22 protein-coding genes and 2 tRNA genes are annotated in these 22,185 nt (G+C 62.1%); 16 read left to right on the top strand and 8 right to left on the bottom strand.

Features of this window, described 5'->3' with window-relative positions; translation table 11 throughout:
• Positions 1-49: 49 nt before the first annotated feature.
• The 6 genes from KCG44_RS09140 (at position 50) to KCG44_RS09115 (ending at position 4,437) form a co-directional block, all read left to right on the top strand.
• Entirely contained in the window at positions 50-820 is a 771-nt protein-coding gene (locus tag KCG44_RS09140) for a hypothetical protein (RefSeq protein WP_218445787.1), read from the top strand.
• Positions 821-903: 83 nt separating this feature from the next.
• Positions 904-1,671, top strand: coding sequence for a DUF6683 family protein (locus KCG44_RS09135; protein ID WP_218445786.1), 768 nt, complete (start codon positions 904-906; stop codon positions 1,669-1,671).
• A gap of 16 nt (positions 1,672-1,687) precedes the next feature.
• Entirely contained in the window at positions 1,688-1,921 is a 234-nt protein-coding gene (locus KCG44_RS09130) for a hypothetical protein (protein ID WP_218445785.1), read from the top strand.
• 87 nt (positions 1,922-2,008) lie between these two features.
• Positions 2,009-2,452 carry a hypothetical protein gene (locus KCG44_RS09125; RefSeq protein WP_218445783.1) on the top strand — a complete coding sequence of 148 codons (444 nt, stop codon included), beginning with the start codon at positions 2,009-2,011 and terminating at the stop codon, positions 2,450-2,452.
• A gap of 148 nt (positions 2,453-2,600) precedes the next feature.
• Positions 2,601-3,986, top strand: coding sequence for a LysM peptidoglycan-binding domain-containing protein (locus tag KCG44_RS09120; protein WP_218445782.1), 1,386 nt, complete (start codon positions 2,601-2,603; stop codon positions 3,984-3,986).
• On the top strand, positions 3,973-4,437 hold the full coding sequence (locus KCG44_RS09115; protein ID WP_218445781.1) for a hypothetical protein: 465 nt from the start codon (positions 3,973-3,975) through the stop codon (positions 4,435-4,437). Before KCG44_RS09120 ends, KCG44_RS09115 begins: the two co-directional genes overlap by 14 nt.
• A 112-nt stretch (positions 4,438-4,549) precedes the next feature.
• Here KCG44_RS09115 and KCG44_RS09110 read toward each other — a convergent pair.
• The 7 genes from KCG44_RS09110 to KCG44_RS09080 all read right to left on the bottom strand — a co-directional run bounded on the left by KCG44_RS09110 (position 4,550) and on the right by KCG44_RS09080 (position 10,563).
• Positions 4,550-4,625: transfer RNA gene (locus tag KCG44_RS09110), tRNA-Lys, on the bottom strand.
• 83 nt (positions 4,626-4,708) lie between these two features.
• Positions 4,709-5,836: a rod shape-determining protein RodA gene (rodA, locus tag KCG44_RS09105; protein WP_218445780.1), complete on the bottom strand. Its 1,128-nt coding sequence runs from the start codon at positions 5,834-5,836 to the stop codon at positions 4,709-4,711.
• Positions 5,814-7,706: a penicillin-binding protein 2 gene (mrdA, locus tag KCG44_RS09100; RefSeq protein ID WP_218445779.1), complete on the bottom strand. Its 1,893-nt coding sequence runs from the start codon at positions 7,704-7,706 to the stop codon at positions 5,814-5,816. Before mrdA ends, rodA begins: the two co-directional genes overlap by 23 nt.
• A gap of 13 nt (positions 7,707-7,719) precedes the next feature.
• Entirely contained in the window at positions 7,720-8,301 is a 582-nt protein-coding gene (mreD, locus tag KCG44_RS09095; RefSeq protein ID WP_218445777.1) for a rod shape-determining protein MreD, read from the bottom strand.
• On the bottom strand, positions 8,298-9,158 hold the full coding sequence (mreC, locus tag KCG44_RS09090) for a rod shape-determining protein MreC (RefSeq protein WP_218445776.1): 861 nt from the start codon (positions 9,156-9,158) through the stop codon (positions 8,298-8,300). Before mreC ends, mreD begins: the two co-directional genes overlap by 4 nt.
• A 91-nt stretch (positions 9,159-9,249) precedes the next feature.
• Complete coding sequence (locus tag KCG44_RS09085) at positions 9,250-10,284, bottom strand: rod shape-determining protein (protein ID WP_218445775.1); 1,035 nt, start codon at positions 10,282-10,284, stop codon at positions 9,250-9,252.
• A 189-nt stretch (positions 10,285-10,473) separates the two neighbouring features.
• A tRNA-Ser gene (locus KCG44_RS09080) sits at positions 10,474-10,563 on the bottom strand.
• Between the two features lie 173 nt (positions 10,564-10,736).
• Here KCG44_RS09080 and KCG44_RS09075 point away from each other — a divergent pair.
• The 9 genes from KCG44_RS09075 to KCG44_RS09035 all read left to right on the top strand — a co-directional run bounded on the left by KCG44_RS09075 (position 10,737) and on the right by KCG44_RS09035 (position 19,248).
• Positions 10,737-11,795, top strand: a complete 1,059-nt coding sequence (locus tag KCG44_RS09075) for a lytic murein transglycosylase (RefSeq protein WP_255536459.1) — start codon at positions 10,737-10,739, stop codon at positions 11,793-11,795.
• Positions 11,796-11,835: 40 nt separating this feature from the next.
• Positions 11,836-12,696 carry a septal ring lytic transglycosylase RlpA family protein gene (locus tag KCG44_RS09070; protein WP_369411959.1) on the top strand — a complete coding sequence of 287 codons (861 nt, stop codon included), beginning with the start codon at positions 11,836-11,838 and terminating at the stop codon, positions 12,694-12,696.
• A 19-nt stretch (positions 12,697-12,715) separates the two neighbouring features.
• Positions 12,716-13,864: a D-alanyl-D-alanine carboxypeptidase family protein gene (locus KCG44_RS09065; RefSeq protein ID WP_255536457.1), complete on the top strand. Its 1,149-nt coding sequence runs from the start codon at positions 12,716-12,718 to the stop codon at positions 13,862-13,864.
• A 139-nt stretch (positions 13,865-14,003) separates the two neighbouring features.
• The gene (gene tmk, locus KCG44_RS09060) at positions 14,004-14,633 is read left to right on the top strand and encodes a dTMP kinase (RefSeq protein ID WP_218445771.1); all 630 of its coding nucleotides are present in this window, start codon (positions 14,004-14,006) and stop codon (positions 14,631-14,633) included.
• Positions 14,630-15,592, top strand: coding sequence for a DNA polymerase III delta subunit-related protein (locus KCG44_RS09055; RefSeq protein ID WP_218445770.1), 963 nt, complete (start codon positions 14,630-14,632; stop codon positions 15,590-15,592). The genes tmk and KCG44_RS09055 overlap by 4 nt, the downstream gene beginning before the upstream one ends.
• Positions 15,589-17,124 (top strand): methionine--tRNA ligase, encoded by a 1,536-nt coding sequence (gene metG / locus KCG44_RS09050; protein WP_218445769.1) that lies wholly within the window; start codon positions 15,589-15,591, stop codon positions 17,122-17,124. The genes KCG44_RS09055 and metG overlap by 4 nt, the downstream gene beginning before the upstream one ends.
• A gap of 2 nt (positions 17,125-17,126) precedes the next feature.
• Entirely contained in the window at positions 17,127-17,909 is a 783-nt protein-coding gene (locus tag KCG44_RS09045; RefSeq protein WP_218445768.1) for a TatD family hydrolase, read from the top strand.
• Entirely contained in the window at positions 17,906-18,670 is a 765-nt protein-coding gene (locus KCG44_RS09040) for an MBL fold metallo-hydrolase (RefSeq protein ID WP_218445766.1), read from the top strand. The genes KCG44_RS09045 and KCG44_RS09040 overlap by 4 nt, the downstream gene beginning before the upstream one ends.
• Positions 18,667-19,248: a retropepsin-like aspartic protease family protein gene (locus KCG44_RS09035; protein ID WP_218445765.1), complete on the top strand. Its 582-nt coding sequence runs from the start codon at positions 18,667-18,669 to the stop codon at positions 19,246-19,248. Before KCG44_RS09040 ends, KCG44_RS09035 begins: the two co-directional genes overlap by 4 nt.
• A gap of 174 nt (positions 19,249-19,422) precedes the next feature.
• Here KCG44_RS09035 and trmFO read toward each other — a convergent pair whose 3' ends face one another.
• A complete protein-coding gene (gene trmFO / locus KCG44_RS09030; RefSeq protein ID WP_218445764.1) occupies positions 19,423-20,757 on the bottom strand; it encodes a methylenetetrahydrofolate--tRNA-(uracil(54)-C(5))-methyltransferase (FADH(2)-oxidizing) TrmFO in 1,335 nt (444 codons plus the stop codon).
• A gap of 116 nt (positions 20,758-20,873) precedes the next feature.
• Between trmFO and KCG44_RS09025 the strand changes: the two genes are divergently transcribed.
• On the top strand, positions 20,874-22,160 hold the full coding sequence (locus KCG44_RS09025; RefSeq protein WP_218445763.1) for a glycosyltransferase: 1,287 nt from the start codon (positions 20,874-20,876) through the stop codon (positions 22,158-22,160).
• Positions 22,161-22,185: the final 25 nt, after the last annotated feature.

The following is a 22,185-nucleotide window of genomic DNA, read 5'->3' as shown; positions in this document are numbered from 1 at the left end:
AAACTCGGGATCAAGGCGCGGACGACGCGCCGACTTTGGGAGAATGAACATGTCTGGTGGTTTCAACTTCGACTTCGGTAGTATCGTAAATTTCGCCGCGCAGGCCGCGCTTGGCATCGCAACGGGCGGCACCAGTATGCTCGCCACGATGGCGATGCAGCAGATCGTCAGCGCAATTGGTCAGCAGGTCATCCAGCAGCTCGGTCAGCAGCTCGGTCTGCCGCAGAGCATCATCGATACCGCGCAGGGTGCATTTGCCGGAGCTCTCGGCGACACGCAGGGCGCGACACAGAACTATCAGGAAGCCATCAGCGGTTTTGCCGAGCAGTTCGGCATGTCCCCCATGGACGAGGGCAACATCCTCCGCGCGGCGGACTCGCTCTATTCCAAGCTGGACGAAGTCCTGCAGGAATTCATGCAGTCGAACGCTCGCGGCGGCCGTGCGGCCAGCCAGGGCCAGGGGGCCGGCGGTGCCGGTGAAGGCGGCGTCCAGGCTGCGGATGGCCTCGTGGCGGATGTGACGGCGGAAGGCGGCTTCCTCGTGAAGCTGGCCGCCCTCCTCGGCGAAGTCCTCGACAAGAAGATGGAGCAGATGGGTAACCTCGCCGAGAGCATCAATCAGATCGGTGAAGACCAGTCCTCCTTCGGTGAAGTCGATGAAGGCAATATGGCCGAATTCGACAGCATGAAGACGGACCTGATGTCCAAATCTGCGCTCCTGCAGGGTGTCGCTCAGGAACTGAAAGTCCTGAACGAAGCTCTGACGACGGCGCTGAAGTCCATCGGCGAAGCCCAGCAGGCGTCTGCGCGCAAGCAGTAAGCTACTGGCTCCGCTACGGAGATGGGGAAGAGGAGGGTTCGGCCCTCCTCTTCTTCGCATGTGTAGAAGAAGGAGTTTTAGTGATGAAGACCAACGTCCTGGCCGCCGTGTCTGCCGCCGCCCTCGCGATCTGCTCCGGCCCTGCCGCCGCGCAGGATTTCGGTTTCATGAACAACGCGATCTCCAGCGACATCCTGCACGATTCTGTCTTTCGGGATCTGCCGAAGCGGAAGGTCGGCCGAAATGGCTCCCTAGGCGTCAAGGGCTCGGCTGCGAGCGGTTCGCCGCGTGCGGGTTTGACCGCGCCGCCGCAGGTCGGCGCTGCATCGCTTTCCTTCGGGTACACGCCTTCCGACGCCGTATCCCGGCAGGTCGAGCACGAAATGTATGCGCGCCTGCAGAAGAATAACCCGGCGTCCGCCGCTGCGATGAAGTCCCTGTTCGAACGGCACGATCCGGTCGATGGCTATCAGCAGATTGCACGCAATTTCGGCGTCCCGACGCGGGATCTCGCTGCGACGATGGCAGCTTATAATGTGCTCGGTTGGCTGATCGCCAATGGCGAGCAGCAGCCGCCGCGCGGCGCGCTCAGCGCGGCGCGATCGCAGGTGGCGCAGATCATTGCGCAGGATGCCAGATACCGGTCCGAGGATTTCCGCCGCAAACTGGACGAGGAATTTATGCGTCTGTTCTTCTCGATTTATGCGGGCTGGGAGCATGGCCGCCTGCGTGAAGGGCCGACGGAACGGCGGGCATTTTCCGATGGGGTCAACGAGATGTGGAAATCCATGTTCGGCAAGGATTTGCGCGCGATGGAGCTGACGAGCCAAGGCTTCCGGGACCGCGGCTGAAGACAAGGAGATTGTCATGAGCAAGCCTGTAAAACCGAAGAGCAACACGGCTGGACCGGCGATGACGCGCGAGCAACTGGACGGCGCCGACCCGAAGCTCGCGGCGGCATTCATCGCCTTCGCCGAGAAGCTCGGCCAGAAGGCGCGCCGCTTGACGGATGAGGACGCCAGCACTGGCAAGATCGCCAAAGAGATGCGTGAGGATGGCGCATCTTTTGCCGCGAAAGTAAAGCCGGAGAAGGGTTCCTAAGGGAAGTCCCGCATGGCGCATCTCGCCGGGATCGATAAGCTTCTGTCAGAACTTGACGAAACCGGGTGACGAAAGGCCCTTTCAAGGATGACCATCGACGGGCTGAATGGACCGGGACAGGCGGCATCGCTTCGTCCCGATGAGGTGAAGGCAGCTGCCGGACCCGCCATTCGCGGGGCCGTCGAAGGCTTTGTCGGAACCGTTATCGAAAGTCTCTCGCTTGCGCCCGATCGCAAGGCTGCGTTCGTGGAGGAATGGGGGGCCGTCGGCCATGGACCGGAGTCTTTTTTCTCCGACATTGCCGCTCTCGGAGAGAATCTGGACATCGGTGTACAGGGCGACCTTGCCCGCGCGGCGGATAGCTTGGCGTCCGCGATTTCCGTACATCTGCACATTCATCAACTGTCGTCCCCGTCCGAGGCGCTTGCCGCACTCAGGCCGGAGGCGGCTTGGCTTCCCGTTGGCGACGATGTCAGTGTCGAGCAGGCGGTCGGGTGGATGAACGAACTTGCCGCCAAACTGGCGGACTGATCCGTGACCGCCTGCCACCGCAGCGCTCATCTCGGCGATATCTGCAAGCCCGCAAGTTGCCGCCGGTTTCAGGGAATTCCCGCATAGCATTCGCCCTGCCGCAAATGCGAAACCGGTGATGCTGATGACGAATTCTGGGAGCTAGGCAATGATCGGTGCAGTATCGACAGTCGAGGAACGCGGCGAAACGAACGCTTGGGACACTTACCGGGCCTTCAACGCTGCGAGCGTGGAGGCGACTGATGGCGCTAGCTATACTGTCAGGCCCGGCGATACGCTTTCCGAGCTTGCGGCGCGGTTCGGTACCGACGTCGGCACGCTGACCGCCCTGAACGGGATCGATAATCCAGATCGCATCTTCGCTGGTCAGACCCTGACTGTGCCGGGCGGAGCCGGGCAAACGCATGTCGTCGAATTCGGCGATACACTTAGTCGGCTCGCCGCGCAGCACGGTATCGGCCTCGACGCCTTGATCGCCGCCAATCCACAAATTGCCAACCCGAATTTCATCTATCCCGGCGACCGGATCGCCATACCGTCTCCTGTCGGTATCGACGCCTCGCCATCCGTTCCGACCCAGCCGAATCCGGTGACAAACCCTGTGCCGGGCGTCGCTGCGGTGGACGGAGTGACCCGGATGGAAGGCGGTACGCTCTCGCTCACGCAGACCGACATCTTGAATATCAAGAAAACGTTGCAGACTGAATGGGTGCAGTCGGCGGGCGACGCGCAGGCGCACGGTATCATCGATACCATTCTGAACCGCACGGCGTCCGGCCACTGGGGCGACTCCGTCTCCGATGTCGTGAACGCCTACAACCAGTTTTCCGATATAAACGGGCCGGTGTCGCGCCGCGACGGCCGTAATGCGGTAGAGGATATACCCGCCGGCCAGATCAGCGGCAGGGTCGATGAGATGGTCGATAGCTATTTGGCCGAACGAGCGGCGGGGCGTCCGTCGGCTGTCGGCGACCACCTCAATTATGCCAACCCGAATTATTCAGATGCCCGCAACCTTGGCTGGATTATGGCGCTTGATGGTCCTGTATTGGGCCGCGGCGATGCGATACACCGCCATGGGACGGTTCCGGAACTACAACGGCACCGGCCCGGCGATTATGCGGTGGCGTTGCCAACGGCAGGCGCATCGGACCCGCATGCAATTCCCGGAGGCCGTATCGATGGCCGTGCCGTCGCGGCAGAAGTCGGGGTGGAGGTCAAAAGTGCAAACGTCCAGCTTGGCGGCCTGCATCCCGCCATGGATCCGGTCATCCGCGCAGTCGCGCAGGCTGCGGACAATCTTGGCCTGCCGACGCCTGTCATCACTTCCGGTAATGATGGCCGCCATATGCAGGGCTCGCTCCACTATGAGGGCAGGGCGCTCGATTTCCGCGGCAATAACGTTACCATTGGCGAAGGGCGCGCTTTCGCCGCCGAAGTGTCTCGCATCCTAGGCGAGAATTTCGACGTTCTGTTTGAAACCTTCGACAATCAGGCCAATAATCATCTCCATGTGGAATTTGACCCGAACTAGCCTGGTCGGTGTATCGCTCGCCGTCCAACTGCTAGCAGCCTGCTCTCCCGCAGATCGCGCTGAGACCGAACCGGCGCGGACTGCGGCTGCGGTTAGCCAAGATCCGACAGTCGGAAATGCGCAGGTCCCTGACGGCGCGAAGTCCCGGATCCTGTCGAAGCGCGAATTTCAGTTACGCGGCAGCGCGGCGTGCGAGATCGTCTTTACATATGCCGGACGAAGTGCGGAAACGCTGTTTTGGGAGGAGCCCTGCGCAGGCATCAGGGTGAAACTTCTCGCACCGGACGGTTTGATTGCGCTGAACCGCTGGAAAAGCCTCGATCCGTTTGAAAAGCAATTTGTGGTCGACCTACCGAACAGCGAGGTGCTCTACGTCGAGGGCGCATTCAGCGCCTCGATTTTCCCCATTGGGACAGCGGGAACGGTCTACGAGGTGCCTGTAGCGGACTAGCGTGTCCGTAACCAAGTACCGCCACCCGCACGGACGCCGTCAATAGTCTAAGATCTGTTTTGAGGGCACCGAAATTTATCAGGCTCGCACGATTCGACATGCTGGGAAGATATGGTGGATGCACTAGGGCTCGAACCTAGGACCCGCTGATTAAGAGTCAGCTGCTCTACCAACTGAGCTATGCATCCACTGAGCCGGAAGTGCGGCCGCGACCCAGGCTTCCGAAGCCGGGAAAGGGGGCAATTACGGGCAGGGCGGTTCGATGTAAAGCCTAGATACTGCCCGGCACGGTCTGCAGGCGCTGCCGATTTTTATGGTGGTAGATGGAAATGAGGATTCCCATGAGAAGGAGAGCGGTCAGCATGGCGCTGCCGCCATAGCTCATGAGAGGGAGGGGAATGCCGACAACGGGGGCAAATCCCATGATCATCGCCAGATTGATGAAAATGTAAAAGAAGAGCGTGACGGTGAGACCCATGGCGGCAAGGCGGGAAAAAACAGCTTTTGCGGTCAGTGCCGTCCACGTGCCCCAGCTCAGGATGATGCCATAGCAGGCAAGGACGAAGAAGCCGCCGAAAAGGCCCCATTCCTCGGCCATGGTGGCGAAGATGAAATCCGTGTGCTGTTCAGGCAGATATTGCAGGTGGCTCTGCGTGCCGGACAGGAAGCCCTTACCGCTGATGCCGCCGGACCCGATGGCGATCTTTGACTGGGTGATGTGATAGCCGGCGCCAAGCGGGTCCGCTTCGGGGTCGAGGAAAATAAGAACGCGGCGCTGCTGATATTCCTGCAGCAGGAATTTCACTGCCAGCGGAATGCCGACAACCGCGCCGATCCCTGCCGCGACGAACATCCAGAGCCGCGCGCCCGCCAGGAATACGATCGTCACACCGCCAAGAATGATCGTCAGCGCCGTGCCAAGGTCCGGCTGCAGCATGACGAGCGCTGCGGGGAAAGCGATGAGGACGGCAGGCAGGATCAGGCTGGCCATCGTCTGCGTGCGGACACGCGGCAGGAAATGATAGTATCGGGCCAGGGCGAGAACGACGGCAATCTTCATGAGTTCCGAGGGCTGAAGGTTCATGAACCCCAGATTCAGCCAGCGCTGCGACCCGCCGCGCAGCTGGCCCATCAGTTCCACGCCAATCAGCATGACAAGACAGACGCCGTAGAACGGATATGCCCACCTCAGCCAGAAGGTCACATCGAACTGGCTGAGCACGAGCATCATGACGAACAGCACAGCGAAGCGGATACCCTGATTGGTCATCCACGGTGCTGCCGCCCCGCCAGCGGCCGAATAAAGCACGAGCATGCTGAACAGGCCCAGCGCAAGCACCGCGAGAATGGCCGCCCATGGCAGCCTGCTCAGGCGATCAGGTAGGGCGAGTGTCGCCATTGGCATTATCCAGATCTGGTACGGGGACGACTTCGGCGGCGATTCGTTCGACGTTCCAGCCGTCCTCCAGCCGGGCGAGCGAGGCCATGGCCTGATCGCGGTCATAGAGAAAGGTCATCACGTCCTTTGCGATGGGGGCCGCCGCCTTGGAGCCGCCGCCGCCATGTTCGATGGTCACGCTGATCGCATAGCGCGGCTCCTCCACCGGGGCGAAGGCGACGAACAGGCCATGGTCGCGGAACTTCCACGGAATAAAGCCCCCGCGATTTTTGGCGAGGCTGCGCACCTGCGCGGTACCTGTCTTGCCGCCCATGCGGACATTGTCGAGGCGCAGACGCGACCGGCCGGCCGTGCCTGCCGGGCCGTTCACGCACAGGTCCATCCCGTGACGCACCATCGCCAGGTGCTCCGGGTCGATCTCTAGCGGCTGGACGATCTCCTCTGCGCCGGCAAGAAGCGTCGGCATCACACGGTTTCCCGACGCGATGCGCGCGGTCATGACGGCAATCTGTAGCGGGGACAGGGCATTATACCCCTGACCGATGGAACTGTTCAGCGTCTCGCCGACCAGCCATGCCTGGTCGTAGCGTTCGCGCTTCCAGGCGGGATCGGGAAGGATGCCGCTTTTCTGGTTGGGAAGCTGCAGCGTGTCATAAGTCACGCCAAGACCAAGCTTCGTGCCCATGTCGTGGATGGCGTCGATACCGATCTGGCGGCCCCGCGTATAATACCAGACATTGCAGCTTTGATAGATCGACTTGTCCAGATCGACGGCGCCGTGGCCGCCGCGCCGCCAGCAGGCGAAGCGGTGACGCCCGAGGCTATAGCCGCCGTTGCAGATCACGCGGTCCGCGGGATCGACACCATAGGCAAGCGCGGCAAGGGCGGTAACGGGCTTGAATGTGGACCCGGGCGGATAGAGACCCTGTATGCTCTTGTTGATGAGCGGGTTCATCTCGTTGGAGGTGAGGGCGTCCCACTCCTTATGACTGATCCCGTCCGAGAAACTGTTCGGATCGAAAGCCGGCATGGAGACCATGGCGAGAACTTCGCCGGTAACGGTGTCGAGCACCACCACGCTGCCTGATTCAGGACCGATGCGGCGGGCGGCAAAAACCTGCAGGTCGCGGTCGATGGAAAGGCGCACATTTTCGCCGGGAATGTCGGGGCGTGTATCAAGTTCCCGAATGACCCTTCCGCGGGCATTAACCTCGATCCGGCGGGCACCGCGCTCACCGCGCAGGCGTTCGTCGAGGGTCCTTTCGACGCCGTCCTTGCCGACCTTGAAGGCCGGATGCAGGAAAAGCGGATCCCTGTCCGCCTCAAGATATTGTTCCCGCGTCGGGGCCGCGACGTAGCCCATCAGGTGCCCGACCGCATCGCCGTCCGGATAGAAGCGGGAAAAACCGCGCACGGGTGTGACGCCGTCCAGTTCGGGCAGGCGGACGTTGATGGCACTGTAATTTTCCCAGTCGACATTATTGGCGACTTCGATGGGGAGATAGCCGGGGCGGGTCGCCGCCTCCTCCTTGATCCGGGTAATGTCCTGGGGACTGAGATCGATAAGCCGCGAAAGCCGCGCAAGCGTTTTGGGGATATCCTCCACCTGTTCCGGAATCATCTCGAGCCGGTATTCAGGCTGGTTGATCGCGAGCGGCTGGCCGTTGCGGTCCGTCAGCCAGCCCCGGCGCGGGGAAATCAGCCGCACGGCGACGCGGTTGTCCTCGGCCAGCGTGGCGTATTTCTCACCCTCGAAAACGCTGAGATACACCATGCGCCCGCCGATCAGCACGCCGCATGCCGCCTGCACGCCGCCAATGAACAGCGCCCGGCGTGTGAATGTCAGGTCGCGCTGGACGTCGCTTTTCATGATGCGCGCCTCGTCACGTCCTTATGCCGTCGACAAAGCGCCGCTGGATACGCACGAAAAGCACAGCGACCAGCGGAAATGCGGCAAGCGACGCCAGACCCTGATACAGGAACGGCAACGCTTCTGCACCGGGAAGGTCGGATGGCGCGGCGATGAGGCATAATCTCCAAAGGATCAACTGGTAGGCCAGCAAAAGCGGTACGGCGAGCGCCCAGTCCGCCAGCCAATGAACACGGCTACCCTGACGATCCACCCACTGAACCGCAATCATGAAGAGCGGCATGAGAAGGGCATTGGCCCCGACCGGCATTGCGAAAACGATATCGGCGAGGACGCCAAGCGGCACGCCCGTCCATGCTGCGAGCTGGTTCGGACGATAAAGAGCATATAGGTAAACGAGGACCAGGGCAAAATTCGGCCAGCTTGCAAGAGGCGTAAAAACAGGTGCCGCCGACAGGATCAGGCCCGCGGCGACCACGATTGGCGCGATGACGACGCGCAGGCTCCGCAGCCAGTTGCCGCTGCGCTCAAGGAAAGAAAGCGACCCGCTTGGCCGTGCGCTGGTTCTGCCATAGTCGCGAAGCGCGCGTTTCATGGTGCCGCAGGATCCTCGACCGGCAAGGCTTCATCCGGCGCGGAGAGCGCCGGGATCGCCGGGGGTTCGATGACTGGCGGCATAAATGGCCGCTCGACGATCACATGGCGCGATGCGCTGGGAAGTGTTGCGGGCCTCGCGCGCGGCACGGCGCCGTCAATCGCGACAATCATTCCCACGTCGAGGCCCGGTGGGAACAGCCCTCCTGTGCCGGACGTTGTCAAACGGTCGCCAATTTTGACGTCGTTCGAGGTCGGGCCAGTAAGGTCGATCTCAAGTGTCGCTGAATTTGTGCCGATAGCGAGCGCGGGAACGCCCGTGCGGACGACGGTAACGGGTACCCGGCTGGTATTGTCGGTCACAAGCATCACGCGTGACGCGCTTTGGCCCACCTCCAGGGTGCGCCCGATCAGGCCGATATCGTTGCGGACCGGCTGGCCCGGTTCCACGCCATGCCGGGCACCCCCCGATATGATGGCCTGGGCGGAAAATACGCCGCCACTTCCCCCGACAATAACGAATGTACCGATGGGCTCTTCATCGGGATTGCTGACATTCAGCAGCCGCCGCAGCTCGGCATTTTCGGCCCGCATCAGTTCATGATCGCGGCGCAGCTCACGATAAAGACCCTCGCGCGCGTTCAGTTGTTTCACCCGGCGCGCGGAATCGACATAGGCATCGGCATTATTCCACATGCCGGATATCGTCTCGACGGGAACCTGAACGAGTTCCCAGAACGGCGCGACGAGATCCGCACCGACGCCGCGCAGGCTGTCGGCCCGGCCCGGCGCAAAGCGGCTCATGATAAGCAGGCCAAGGGCGATCCCGACCACCAGCGCCAGAAAGGTGCGGCCCAAAAAGGCAGACGTTCGCTGACGCCGCGTCTTGCCGCTTCTTACCTTTCGGGGCGGCCAGGCCACGCTACGCGAACTCCTTTTCCTGCTGCAATTACTGGGTGGTCAGCACACCGCGGTAAATAGGATCTTCCAGCGCGCGGCCAGTTCCCATGGCGACGCATGTAAGGGGGTCGTCGGCGACGGTGACGGGCAGGCCGGTCGCATCGCGAATGACCTCGTCCAGTTGCCCGAGCAGCGCGCCGCCGCCCGTCATGACAATGCCCTGGTCGACGATATCGGCGGCCAGTTCGGGCGCGGTGTTTTCCAGCGCCTGACGGACACCTTCGACGATCTGGCTGACAGGCTCCGAAAGCGCTTCGGCGACCTGCGCCTGATTAATGGTGATTTCCTTTGGCACGCCGTTCATCAGGTCGCGGCCCTTGATGTCGATCGTCACGCCGACGCCGTCCTTGGGCGGCTTGGCGGTGCCGATGGTGACCTTGATCCGCTCCGCCGTGGTTTCACCAATCAGCAGATTGTGATTGCGGCGTACATAAGAGACAATCGCCTCGTCCATCTTGTCGCCGCCGGTGCGGACGCTGGTGGTATAGGCAAGGCCGCGAAGCGAAAGGACGGCGACTTCGGTCGTGCCGCCGCCAATATCCACGACCATCGACCCAATGGGCTCCGTAACAGGCATGCCCGCGCCGATTGCAGCGGCCATCGGCTCGTCGATCAGGAAAACGCTGGACGCGCCCGCATTGTTCGCGGCGTCGCGAATGGCGCGGCGTTCAACGCTGGTCGATCCGGATGGCACGCAGATGACGATCTCGGGGCTGGACAGGAATTTGCGCTTCTGCACCTTTTGAATGAAATATTTGATCATTTCCTCTGCGACATCGATGTCGGCAATGACGCCGTCGCGCAGGGGACGGATCGCCTGGATCGAGTCGGGGGTTTTGCCCATCATCATCTTCGCATCGTTGCCCACCGCCTTCACGGACTTGCGACCATCGACATATTCCATCGCAACCACGGACGGCTCATTCAGCACGATCCCCTCACCGCGAACATAGACGAGCGTGTTCGCCGTACCCAGATCGATGGCCATGTCCTGACTCAGGAACGAAAAGAAGCGATTAAACATGGAGAGGGGAGACTTTCTGGTGACAAAAAAAATTATCGTTAACGCCATAACGCGGCGCTCCCGGCTTTACGAGAGGCATATGCGGGATATTCGGTTAACACTTCGTGGCGGCGCTGTCAGTCCAACGACAGGCGGCGCTGCATCGATATAACAAGTCCAAAGGCCACCCCGACCTACGATACGGTTCGCTGGCGGGCAGGGTGGGATTCGAACCCACGATGGGCGCAAACCCATGCTAGTTTTCAAGACTAGTGCATTCAACCGCTCTGCCACCTGCCCGCGCGGGTGAACCGGAGGGGCATTAACGCCGCAAGCACGCTGCGCCAAGAGTGTGAAATAAATCGGACAGTCGGCTGTTCAGCGGGGGTGCACGTCGCGGGCAATATGTCCTAGTCTGAGGAATTGAGGCAGCTATTTATGGAGTTAAGCACGTCATGTTGAGGGTTCGGGTCATGTTGGCGGCGTCGATCGCCGTTCTTTCCGCCATGGCGGCCGCGCCGCCGGTGGCAGCGCAGGCGGACCCGAATCGTGTCGCCGCCGGCGATGCGGCGAACGGCTTTCAGAACTGGCTGGCAGGGTTTCGCGCAAAGGCAGTTTCGGCCGGTATCAGCGCGGAAATTGTAGACCGCGAGCTTGCCGGGCTGACTTACAATCCGACTGTTGTGCGCCTGGATAGGCAGCAGCCGGTCAATCGCGTTACCGACGATCCGATCCTGCCCGGTTATCTGGCGAGGCGCCTGACGCCGACGCGCATTGATCCAGGCCGCCGCCTCGCGCTTTCGCTGAATGATGTGCTGGTGCGGGCAGAGGCGGAAACCGGCGTCGATGGCGATATCATTCTGGGCATCTGGGGCATGGAAACGAATTATGGCGGCTATACCGGCGATTTCGATGCGGTGCGGTCGCTGGCGACACTGGCCTTTGACGGCCGCCGCGAAGGTCTGTTCACCAGGGAACTGATCGCGGCGCTCGAGATGATCGACCGCGGCCTTGCCCGGCGCGGCCAGATGGTCGGGTCATGGGCGGGCGCACTCGGCAATCCGCAATTTCTGCCGACGAGCTATTTGAAACATGCGGTCGATTATGACGGCGATACCAAGGCGAACATCTGGGGGAGCCGCGCGGACACGATCGGGTCCATCGCCAATTACCTGAAGGAATATGGCTGGGTACCGGGCGTGCCGTGGGGCGTGAAGGTAAGCCTGCCGAGCGGTTTCGACCGGGACGCTGTTCGCGCGCTGACGCCCCCGACAGAATGCACGCGTGTATACGCAAAGCACAGCCGCATGCTGCCGGTTTCCGAGTGGAAGGCGATGGGCATCGGCATTGCCGACCCGAAGGGATTCCCTTCGGACGATGTGCTTGCTAGCCTTGTTGAAGTCGATGGACCCGGGACGGATGCGTATCTTGCCACACAGAATTACCGGGCACTGCTCGGCTATAATTGTTCCAACTATTACGCCATCTCGGTGGGCACGCTGGGGGATATTGTCGGCACTAGTCGGCCTTAGCGCCTGCGCGGGCGCGCCGGACCGCGGCGCAAGGACGGGCGTGACGCCGGTCCATGAGACAGGACCGGTTAAGATCGGCAAGCCCTATAAGATCCGGGGCCGCTGGTACCATCCCGCGGATGACCATGATTACCGGGAGACGGGAACGGCGAGCTGGTATGGCCCGAAATTTCACGGGAAGCCGACCGCAAATGGAGAACGTTTCGACCAGAATGGCGTGAGCGCCGCACACCGGACGCTGCCATTGCCGAGCTGGGTACGGGTCGAGAATCTGGACAATGGCCGCGAAATCACGGTTCGTGTGAATGACCGCGGACCGTTTGCGCATAACCGGATTATCGACCTGTCACGGCGGGCCGCACAGCTGCTGGACATGCAAAGGGCGGGCGTGGCGCGGGTCAGGGTGACCCGGGTATATCCCGATGGGGGTGAGCGGCGTGTTGGTGCCCGCGACATTGTTGCCGCTGCGCCGCCTCCCACGCCGCCTCCCACGCCGCCGCCGCTTTTGCCCGCAAAGCCAGCGCCTGAGACGGTGGTGACAGCGGCCGCCCCTACTGAAGCTATGGTGGTGAGGACCGTCGAAATCCCCGGCGCGGTGGCGTCGGCCCGCATTGCAAAGGCCGCCGCGCCCGCAGGTGCGGCGAAGGCGGCACCTGCCGCGGACCGATACAGGACAATTCAGGTGGCGGCGCTGTCTGATCCTGCGCGGGCGGCCAAGCTGGTGGCCGCATTGGCAGGCATTGGCGGTGATCTCTCCGCAAGGACCGAGACTGCCCCGAGCGGCCTTGTTCGCGTGCGCATGGGCCCCTTCCTAACGGGCGCGGAGGCTGAGACCGTGCTGGCGCGTCTGCACGCCGCCGGTTATGGTGATGCGCGTCTTGTCGGCACTCCGATCAGCTAAATTGAAAGTCACTCCCTTTATGCGTTTCGCGTCTTTGACTGTTGTTCCCGCCCTCATGCTTGCAACCGCCGCCGGCGGACAGAGCCTGGAGACGGCGGCGCCGTTTGCTTATGTAAAGGACCTGTCGTCCGGCCTGGTGCTGTTCGAGCGCGGCGCGGATGAACAGATGCCGCCCGCGTCGATGGCGAAGATGATGACCGTTCTGGTCGCGTTTGACCTGATCGATAAGGGGAAGCTGACGCTGGATCAGAAATTCACCGTGCGGCCGGAAACCTGGCGGCAATGGCATTCCCAGGGTTCGACCATGTTCCTGTCGGTGAATGAAGAGGTCAGTGTCGAGGATCTGCTGCACGGCATTGTGACCGCATCCGGTAATGATGCCTCTGTCGTACTGGCCGAGGGTATTGCCGGGACAGAGAAGGCCTTTAGCGACATCATGGACGCGAAGGGCAAGGAGATTGGCCTTACCGGGAGCGAGTTCGAAACCGCCAATGGCTGGCCGCATGAAAATGAACATGTGACGCCGCACGACCTGGCCGTGATCGCCGAGCGTACGATCCTTGACCATCCGGAACTTTACAAGAAATTCTACGATGTGGCGGATTTCACGTGGGGCAGGACCCTGGGCGGCGGCGATCCGATTACGCAGCCGAACCGCAACCCGATCCTGAACACGGTAAAGGGCGCGGATGGCCTGAAGACCGGGCACACCGAGGCTGCGGGCTATGGTTTTACGGGATCCGCGGCACGTGATGGGCGCCGCATTGTCGCCGTGATTTCCGGACTGACCAGTGAATCGCAGCGGAAATCCGAAGCGACCCGGATCATGGAATGGGCATTTGGCGCGTTCGAGGGCAAGGCTTTGGATCCTGCGAAGGCCATCGCCGAATTGCCCGTCCATATGGGCAGCGCAGAGACGGTGTCCGCCGTACCCGCCGAAGGTGCGATGCTGACCGTGCCGCGTGCGATCGTTTCCGATGTGAAGGCGCGAATGAAGTACCGCACGCCTGTCGCTGCGCCGCTGGCGAAGGGCGATGAGGTGGGGGAACTGATCGTGTCCGTCGCCGGCCTGCCCGATCAGCGGGTGAAGCTGGTCGCGGCCGAAGCGGTGGAAGAGGCCGGGTTCTTCGGGCGTGTAAAGGCCGGGTTCTCGCGGCTTTTTGACTAGGTTTTGTGTGTTTCAATGCCACTCTTGATCAGCACCCTCCCAGGAGACGCTGAGGGACATATCATATGATATGGCTGCATCGCCCTTATGCGCCCTTCAACCGCGGCCGCGATGATCGGGTTTTGGTCGCTGCCGCGCCATGACCGGACGCTTCATATCTTTTGAAGGCGGCGAAGGTGCGGGAAAGACCACCCAGATAAAGCGGCTTGCCGAGCGGCTGCGCGGCGAGGGTCAGGACGTCGTCCTGACGCGCGAACCGGGCGGGACGCCGGGCGCGGAGGCCATTCGGGAGTTGCTGGTTACGGGCGAAACCGGGCGCTGGAACGGGCGCACCGAGGCGTTGCTGATGAACGCGGCGCGGGCGGATCACGTCGCACGGCTGATCCTCCCGGCGCTGGGCGAGGGCAAATGGGTCTTGTGCGACCGGTTTGGACATTCAACGCTCGCCTATCAGGGGGTGGCGCGCGGGATGGACCTTGAGGAACTGCTGGCGCTGCACAACATTGCGACCGAGGGTCTGTGGCCTGCGAAGACCCTGTTGTTTGATTTGCCTGTGAGGGCGGGACTGGCCCGTGCGGGCGTGCGCGGCGGCACGGAAGCGCGGTTCGAGGGCGAGGCGCTGGCCTTTCACGAGAAGGTGCGCGCGGGGTTCCTGGCGCTGGCGAAACAGGATAAATGCATGACCGTCATCGATGCGGAACGTGACGCCGACGCCGTCGCGGCACATGTCTGGCGGGTCATTGAACCCATGCTAAGGCCGCTACCGTGACGCCGCTTATCGGCCATGCGGAGGCGCGGGCGGCGTTCGAATCGGCGTTTCAGTCGGGAAAAATGCATCATGCCTGGCTGCTGAGCGGGCCGCGCGGTATCGGCAAGCGGACTTTCGCGACTGCGGCGGCACGGATGGTGCTGTCCGGGGGCGAAAGCTTCGATGTGCCGGAGGGGGACCGGCAGGCAAGCGCCTTCGACGCCGACGCGCACCCCGATTTCCGCAGGCTTGAGCGCGGCCTGACGAAAACGGGTGACAGGCTGGCGCAGAATATCACGGTCGGGCAGGTGCGGGACTTCCTGCCGGTACTGAACCAGACACCGTCGCTGTCGGCGTGGCGCGTGGTGATGATCGACGCGGCGTGCGAGATGAATATCGCGTCGGCCAATGCCTTTCTGAAATCGCTGGAGGAACCACCGAAGCAGACGGTGTTCCTGCTCGTCTGCCATTCGCCCGGCAGGCTGCTGCCAACGGTGCGGTCACGGTGCCGGACGTTAACCTTCAGGCCGTTGCCGGATGCGGAGGTGCGAACCGTGCTGACGCAGGAGCTGGACCATGCCGGTGACATTGATGCGCTGATTGCGGTTGCGGGCGGCGCACCGGGCAGGGCGCTGCGCTTTGCCGGGCTGGAGATCGGCGAACTGAGCGATCAACTGGCGCATCTGGAGCGCGCGGATGACGCCACCTCCCGTGACCTGGCCCTGTCACTGGGGCAGAAGCTGGCGCTGAAGGCGGCGCAGCCCCGATATGAGGCGTTTCTGGAGCTGGCGACGGGATATCTGGCGGGCGCCGCCAAGCGTGCATCGCCGGATCAGCTTGAAGCGCGGCTGGCACTGTGGGATGAGGCGCGAATATTGGCGTCCGATGCGCTCGCCAAGTCGCTCGACGCAAGTGTGGTGACGTTTCAGGTGGCGCGGCTGGTCGGACGTCTTACTCCCGGTGAACGACAGGCGGCATGAGCGAAAAATATTATATCACGACGGCGATTTCCTACCCCAATGGACCGCCGCACATGGGCCATGCCTATGAAGCGATTGCGACCGATGCGCTGGCGCGGTTCCACCGCTTGTCGGGGAAGGACGTGTTCTTTCTGACGGGCACGGACGAGCACGGCCTGAAAATCGCGCGCGCGGCGGAAAAGGCTGGCCTCGCGCCGCTGGAATATGTCGATGGCATGGCGGCGAAATTTCAGGATATGTGCGCGCGGCTGAATATCAGTCATGACCGCTTCGTACGCACGACGGAAGCGTCGCACCGCGCATGCGCGCAGGATTTGTGGCGCAGGATGGAGGCGAATGGCGACATTTATCTCGACCGTTACGAGGGCTGGTATTCCGTTCGCGATGAAGCATTTTACGACGAGAAAGAGCTGAAGACTCAGCCCGGCGGCACCAAGCTGTCGCCCGAAGGGACTCCGGTGGAGTGGACGGTGGAGGAAAGCTATTTCTTCCGCCTCTCAAAGTATCAGGACAAGCTTCTGAAGCTGTACGAGGACAATCCCGGGTTTATCCAGCCTGCGAGCCGCATGAATGAAATGCGCAATTTCGTTGCGGGCGGCCTCAATGATCTGTCGATCAGCCGGACGAGCTTTGACTGGGGCGTGCCGGTGCCGGGTGCGCCCGGCCATGTCATGTATGTGTGGCTGGACGCGTTGAGCAACTATCTGAGCGGTGTCGGCTATCCCGATGATAAATATAAGGAACGCTGGCCCGCAGATGTGCATGTGATCGGCAAGGATGTCGTGCGTTTCCATACCATCTACTGGCCCGCATTCCTAATGTCGGCGGGTGTGGAACTGCCAAAGGCGGTGTTCGGCCATGGCTTTGTCCTGCTCGACGGGGAACGCATGTCGAAATCGTCCGGCAATGTCGTCGATCCGCTCGGCCTGGCCGAGAAATACGGTGTGGATCAGCTGCGCTATTTCCTGCTGCGGGAAGTCCCGTTCGGCGGCGACGGATCCTATTCGGAGCCTGCCATCGTGACGCGCTCGAATGCCGACCTTGCCAATGACCTTGGCAATCTGGCGCAGCGCTGCCTGTCGATGATTGCGAAGAACTGCGGCGGTGTGCTGCCGGAGCCAACCGCGGCAAATGACGCGGATGCTGAGCTGGACGCCCGACTGGCGGCGCTGCCTGCCGACTATGCCAAGGCGTTTGAGGCCATGTCGATTCACAACGCGCTGGAATCGCTTTGGAAAGTTGTCGGTGAAACCAATGGCTATTTTGCCGGGCGGGAGCCTTGGGCGCTGAAGAAAACGGACATGACGGCCATGGGATCGGTGCTGTATCGGACCGCGGATGCCGTGCGCCGCCTCGCGATCCTGGCGCAGCCTGCGATCCCGGAGGGCGCGGCGCGTTTGCTCGACCTGCTCAGCGTGCCCGATGACGCACGCGGGTTCGAGGCGCTTGATCGGGCACTCGTACCGGGCACCGAATTGCCAGCACCGCAGGGTGTGTTTCCACGGTTCGATATGCCAGTGAAAAGTGCGTAGTCATGGCCGTCGATAGCCATTGCCATTTGAATTACGAAGGCCTGGTCGAAGAACAGGATGCGGTGATCCAGCGTGCGCGTGACGCCGGTGTGGACGGTATGCTGTGCATTTCGACGCGGGCGTCGGAATGGGATGATGTCGTCGGGCTGGCCGAGCGGGAACCCGATATCTGGGCCTCGGTTGGGATTCATCCACATGAGGCCGATAGCCATGAAGAGATTTCGACGGCGAAGCTGGTTGAGCGGGCGGCGCACCCGCGCGTGGTCGGCATTGGCGAGAGCGGCCTCGATTTCTATTATGACAAGTCGGATCGCGAACGGCAGCGCGGTAGCTTCCGGCGGCACATCGCCGCGTCGCGCGAAACCGGGCTGCCGATCATCATCCATACCCGCGAGGCTGAGGAGGACACGCTGTCGATCCTGCGCGAGGAAATAGAGATCGGCGTCTTTCCCGGCGTTATCCATTGCTTCACGGCGAGCGAGGCGTTCGGTTTCGCGGCGCTGGACCTTGGCATGTACATCTCGATTTCCGGCATCGTCACCTTCAAAAACGCCGCTGACCTGGCGGCAACAGCTGAAAAGCTGCCTGCGGACCGGCTGTTGATCGAGACCGACAGCCCATTTCTGGCGCCGGTGCCAAAACGTGGAAAGACCTGCGAACCCGCCTTTGTCATGCATACAGCCGAGTTCCTGGCCGGACGGCGCGGCGTCACGCTTGAAACTCTGGAGCAGACCACGACGGAGAATTTCTACAGGCTGTTCTCCAAGGCCAAGCGCGCCCTATGAAAGTGACGATGCTCGGGTCGGGGACATCCTCCGGTGTCCCGCGCATCGGCAATGACTGGGGCGATTGCGATCCGAACGAACCGAAGAATCGCCGCCGCCGCGTGTCCGTACTGATCGAGCAGGGCGATACGCGCATCATTATCGATACCGGCCCCGACTTTCGCGAGCAGATGCTGTCCGCCAATGCCGCGACGCTGGATGCGGTTTTGATCACGCATAGTCATGCCGATCATACCCACGGAATCGATGACTTACGGCAGGTTTTTCACAATCAGGGCGAACCTGTCGACTGCTATGCGGCGAAGGGGACCTGGGACCATTTATATGATCGTTTCCATTATGTATTCGAGGGTCGCGAGCTGTATGCGCAGACGGCGCGTGCGCATGTGATCGATGGACCTTTCGACATCGGCACGCTGACGATCACTTCCTTTCCACAGGTGCACGGGCCGATCACGTCATGGGGGTTTCGTATCGAGGCTGCGGGCGCGGTATTCTGTTATTCCACCGACCTGAATGAGATGACGCCCGCAGCCGAGGCGGCGGTTGCGGGCTGCGATCTGTGGATCGTCGATGCGCTCAGGCGCTCGCCGCATCCGACGCATTCCCACCTGAAACGCACGCTGGGCTGGATCGATGCGATGAAACCGGAACGCGCTGTCCTGACGCATATGGATAATAGCATGGATTACAGTACATTGTGCGCGGAACTTCCGGCGGGCGTTGAACCGGGATATGACATGCTGGAGGTTACGTTATGAACGAATGGCAATCGATGAATGCCATCTATCTGGGCGGCTTCCTGATTCTCCTGATCCTGGCCCTGATCCCGCGGCTGAAAGGGATCGGCTTCACAAAGACCGCCCAAATGGTGCTGGCATGGGTCGTGATCTTCGGCGGTCTGGTCCTGATCGTCGCGGAATGGCCGACGATCAGGAGCGCGCTCGATCCGGCCTCACCCGTCGTTGAGGGCGACGAAATCCGCATCCGCGCGCGCGAAGACGGGCATTTCTACATCCGCGGCAATGTGAACGGTCAGTCTGCGCTGTTTCTGATCGATACCGGCGCAACCGGGATCGTGCTGAATATGGAAACGGCCGAGGACGCGGGGTTCCCGGCGGAAGAGCTGCGTTTCGATGGAACGGCATCGACGGCGAACGGTCTGGTGCGCATCGCGGCCGCGCGCGTTGCGCAATTCGACGTCGGGCCGGTCAGCCTGGATGGCGAGATGGTTGCCGTGAACGAGGGGCAGCTGGACGAGAATTTACTGGGTATGACGTTTTTGAACCGGCTGCAAAGCTGGCGCGTGGAACAGGGCGTGCTAATCCTGGTGCCTTAGGGAAATGGCGAAGCAATTCATCAAATCCCGATCATCCTGAGCGCAGCCGAAGGACGAAAAATGATTTTGCAGCGACGTTCGTGCGTCCCTCGACTTCGCTCGGGATTAAGGGAATTGCATCTCTATCCCGGATCCCCGCCTTCGCGAGGCTGACCGGCTGGCATGGACAGCGCCTTACGCCGCCGCTTCGCGTGTGCCGATCCATGCGTCCATGTCCGCAAGCGCGCGGGCGGCATAGCCTGCCTTGCGCTCCTTCTTGTGGTGTTTGTGCGCGAGCGGCGGGAACAGGCCGAAATTGACGTTCATGGGCTGAAACGTGTCCGCATCCGCCTCGCCGGTAATATGCGCCAGAAGGGCGCCGTGAGCCGTTGTGCGCGGCGGGATCGCGGGCATCAGGCCCTGTGCCTCGGCGGCGGCGTAGCGCGCGGCCATCAGGCCGACGGCAGCGCTCTCAATATACCCCTCGCAACCGGTGATCTGTCCGGCGAAACGGATGTTCGGACGGGCCTTCAAGCGCAGAGTTTCATCAAGCAGAACCGGGCTTTTGATGAACGTGTTGCGGTGCAGGCCGCCAAGACGGGCGAACTCGGCCTCCTCAAGGCCGGGAATGGTGCGAAAGACGCGGACCTGCTCGCCATGCTTCAGCTTTGTCTGGAAACCGACAATATTCCATAGCGTGCCGAGCGCATTGTCCTGGCGCAGCTGGATAACGGCGTGAGCGCGTTTGCCGGTGGCGGGGTTGGTCAGGCCGACGGGTTTCATCGGACCAAAGCGGAGCGTCTCGCGCCCGCGGGCCGCCATGATTTCGATAGGCATGCAGCCCTCAAAATAGGGTGTGGAAGCCTCCCACTCCTTGAACTCGGTTTTGTCACCTTCCAGCAGCGCATCGATAAAGGCTTCATATTGCGCCTCGGTAAGGGGGCAGTTGATGTAATCCCTGCCGTCGCCCTTGTCCCAGCGGGACTGTAGCCATGCCACGTCCATATTTATGGATTCGCGATGCACGATAGGCGCGAGCGCATCGAAAAAAGCGAGCTGATCTTCGCCGGTCAGCGCGACAATGTCACTGGCCAGGCTGCCATGGGTGAGGGGGCCGGTGGCGATGATCCACTGGCCATCGTGGGGGCCGGGCAGGCGCTCAATGATTTCCCGCCTGATTGTGACCAGCGGATGGTTTTCGAGCGTATTGCCAACCTTCTGCGAGAAAATATCGCGATCGACGGCAAGGGCGGAACCTGCCGGGACACGCGCTTCGTCGGCGCAGCGCATGATGAGCGAGCCGAGACGGCGCATCTCCTCGTGCAGCACGCCGACCGCGTTGGCGGTCGCGTCATCGCTGCGAAAGCTGTTCGAACAAACAAGTTCTGCCAGCCCGTCCGTTTTATGCGCGTCTGTCCCGGTAACGCCGCGCATTTCGTGCAGGACGACGGGAAGGCCAGCGCTGGCGACCTGCCACGCGGCTTCCGAGCCGGCCATGCCGCCGCCAACAATGTGAATTGGATTGGTCATGCCATGGCAGATATGGGCTCGCCCGCCGGTCGTCCACCACCCTTCGCCCTTTGTCCGTACACCGTCCGCGCATCGTCCACCTTGTCTCTTAGGCGCTGCGCGTTATGCGGGCGGTCATGCGTGTTCTGCTCATCTCCGGCCTGTTCCCGCCCAATGCGCCGACAGCCACCGTGCGGCCGCCGAAATTCGCGCGGTTCCTGCGCGAGCGGGGCGACGATGTTCGGGTGCTAGCAGGACAAAATCTGCAATTTCCCGCTGCGGTCGATCCAGAGATCGAGCCGGAACGCATCCTGCACGTGCCGTATGTCCGTGCGGGCCGGTCGGCCCCGATGACGGAGGCCGACCAGCCAAGACATGGCAGTGCGAAGGCCGCGCCTGCCGCGAGCGGAAAGCCGAGCTGGCTGCACCGCATGCGCGCGAATGTCTGGCGCGTACAGCAGATGCCCGACCCGCACCGCCCCTGGATCGACGAGGCCGCGCGCACGGGAGCAGAGCTTGCGGCGAGCTGGATGCCCGACATCATGGTGTCGACGGGGCCGCCGCACAGTTCGCACATCGTGGCGGCGCGGCTTTCAAAGGCGCTGGGCGTGCCCTTCATCGCGGAGCTGCGCGATATGTGGGCGGATAATATCTACGATCAGCGCCGCCCGATCATGGAATGGATCGAGATGCGCATGGAGCGCCGCACGCTGAAAGGGGCCAGCGGTATCGTTGCCGTCACCGATGGTGTCGCGTCGCGTCTGGCGGATCGCTACAGCGTGCCCGTCATAAAGGCCGCCAATGGTTACGACCCGTCGGATTTTGCGGGTCGTGAAGCGCCGGCGGCACTCGACGAGCATAAATTGACGATTGTTCACGCCGGGTCGACCTATGGCGGCCGCCGGTCGCCCGAACCCTTATTCGCGGCGCTGGCCAGCATGGGCGACGCGGCGGCGGGCGTCCGCGTCATTTTTTATGGTGAGGACGCCGAAGTCGTATCCGCCATCGCCGAAAGGCACGGCGTGACGCACGTACTGGAAACGCATGGGCCGATCCCGCGCGGCGAAGTGCTGAGGATCGAGCGGGAAGCCGATATCCTGCTGCTGCTGCGATTCGGTACGGAAGGCGAGAAGCATGTCGTGGCCGGTAAGCTGTACGAATATGCGGGTGCGCGGCGACCGATTCTTTGTCACGGACAGACAGAAGGAGAAGCCGCCGATTTGATCAGGGAAAACGATCTGGGGTTGGTGTCGAACGACACGAAGGCGATTGCGGGCTGGCTGCGCGGGAAGCTGGCGGCGCGTGCCGGTGGCCGCTTGCCCGATCTGCCCGATGGTCCCGCGCTGGCCCTGACGCGCGACGAGCAATATGCCCGGATTGCCGAGCTGATGACGCATATCGTCGGCACGGTGAAAGACGGCTGAACAGGTCTTCCCTGCGGCGGCCCGG

Origin of the sequence: Pacificimonas pallii (assembly GCF_019204005.1) — a bacterium.
In the GTDB taxonomy this organism is placed as follows: domain Bacteria; phylum Pseudomonadota; class Alphaproteobacteria; order Sphingomonadales; family Sphingomonadaceae; genus Pacificimonas; species Pacificimonas pallii.
The sequence above is the reverse complement of the archived record's forward strand: the minus strand, read 5'-3'. Positions and strand labels throughout refer to the sequence as shown.

Coding starts and splice junctions, on each gene's coding strand:
- tmk (WP_218445771.1), top strand. CDS start 14,004: ATGACCGGACGCTTCATATCTTTTGAAGGCGGCGAAGGTGCGGGAAAG.
- mrdA (WP_218445779.1), bottom strand. CDS start 7,706: ATGAAAAGCGACGTCCAGCGCGACCTGACATTCACACGCCGGGCGCTG.
- trmFO (WP_218445764.1), bottom strand. CDS start 20,757: ATGACCAATCCAATTCACATTGTTGGCGGCGGCATGGCCGGCTCGGAA.
- KCG44_RS09045 (WP_218445768.1), top strand. CDS start 17,127: ATGGCCGTCGATAGCCATTGCCATTTGAATTACGAAGGCCTGGTCGAA.
- metG (WP_218445769.1), top strand. CDS start 15,589: ATGAGCGAAAAATATTATATCACGACGGCGATTTCCTACCCCAATGGA.
- KCG44_RS09140 (WP_218445787.1), top strand. CDS start 50: ATGTCTGGTGGTTTCAACTTCGACTTCGGTAGTATCGTAAATTTCGCC.
- rodA (WP_218445780.1), bottom strand. CDS start 5,836: ATGGCGACACTCGCCCTACCTGATCGCCTGAGCAGGCTGCCATGGGCG.
- KCG44_RS09040 (WP_218445766.1), top strand. CDS start 17,906: ATGAAAGTGACGATGCTCGGGTCGGGGACATCCTCCGGTGTCCCGCGC.
- mreD (WP_218445777.1), bottom strand. CDS start 8,301: ATGAAACGCGCGCTTCGCGACTATGGCAGAACCAGCGCACGGCCAAGC.
- KCG44_RS09135 (WP_218445786.1), top strand. CDS start 904: ATGAAGACCAACGTCCTGGCCGCCGTGTCTGCCGCCGCCCTCGCGATC.
- KCG44_RS09035 (WP_218445765.1), top strand. CDS start 18,667: ATGAACGAATGGCAATCGATGAATGCCATCTATCTGGGCGGCTTCCTG.
- KCG44_RS09130 (WP_218445785.1), top strand. CDS start 1,688: ATGAGCAAGCCTGTAAAACCGAAGAGCAACACGGCTGGACCGGCGATG.
- KCG44_RS09120 (WP_218445782.1), top strand. CDS start 2,601: ATGATCGGTGCAGTATCGACAGTCGAGGAACGCGGCGAAACGAACGCT.
- KCG44_RS09025 (WP_218445763.1), top strand. CDS start 20,874: ATGCGTGTTCTGCTCATCTCCGGCCTGTTCCCGCCCAATGCGCCGACA.
- KCG44_RS09075 (WP_255536459.1), top strand. CDS start 10,737: ATGTTGGCGGCGTCGATCGCCGTTCTTTCCGCCATGGCGGCCGCGCCG.
- KCG44_RS09065 (WP_255536457.1), top strand. CDS start 12,716: ATGCGTTTCGCGTCTTTGACTGTTGTTCCCGCCCTCATGCTTGCAACC.
- KCG44_RS09085 (WP_218445775.1), bottom strand. CDS start 10,284: ATGTTTAATCGCTTCTTTTCGTTCCTGAGTCAGGACATGGCCATCGAT.
- KCG44_RS09125 (WP_218445783.1), top strand. CDS start 2,009: ATGACCATCGACGGGCTGAATGGACCGGGACAGGCGGCATCGCTTCGT.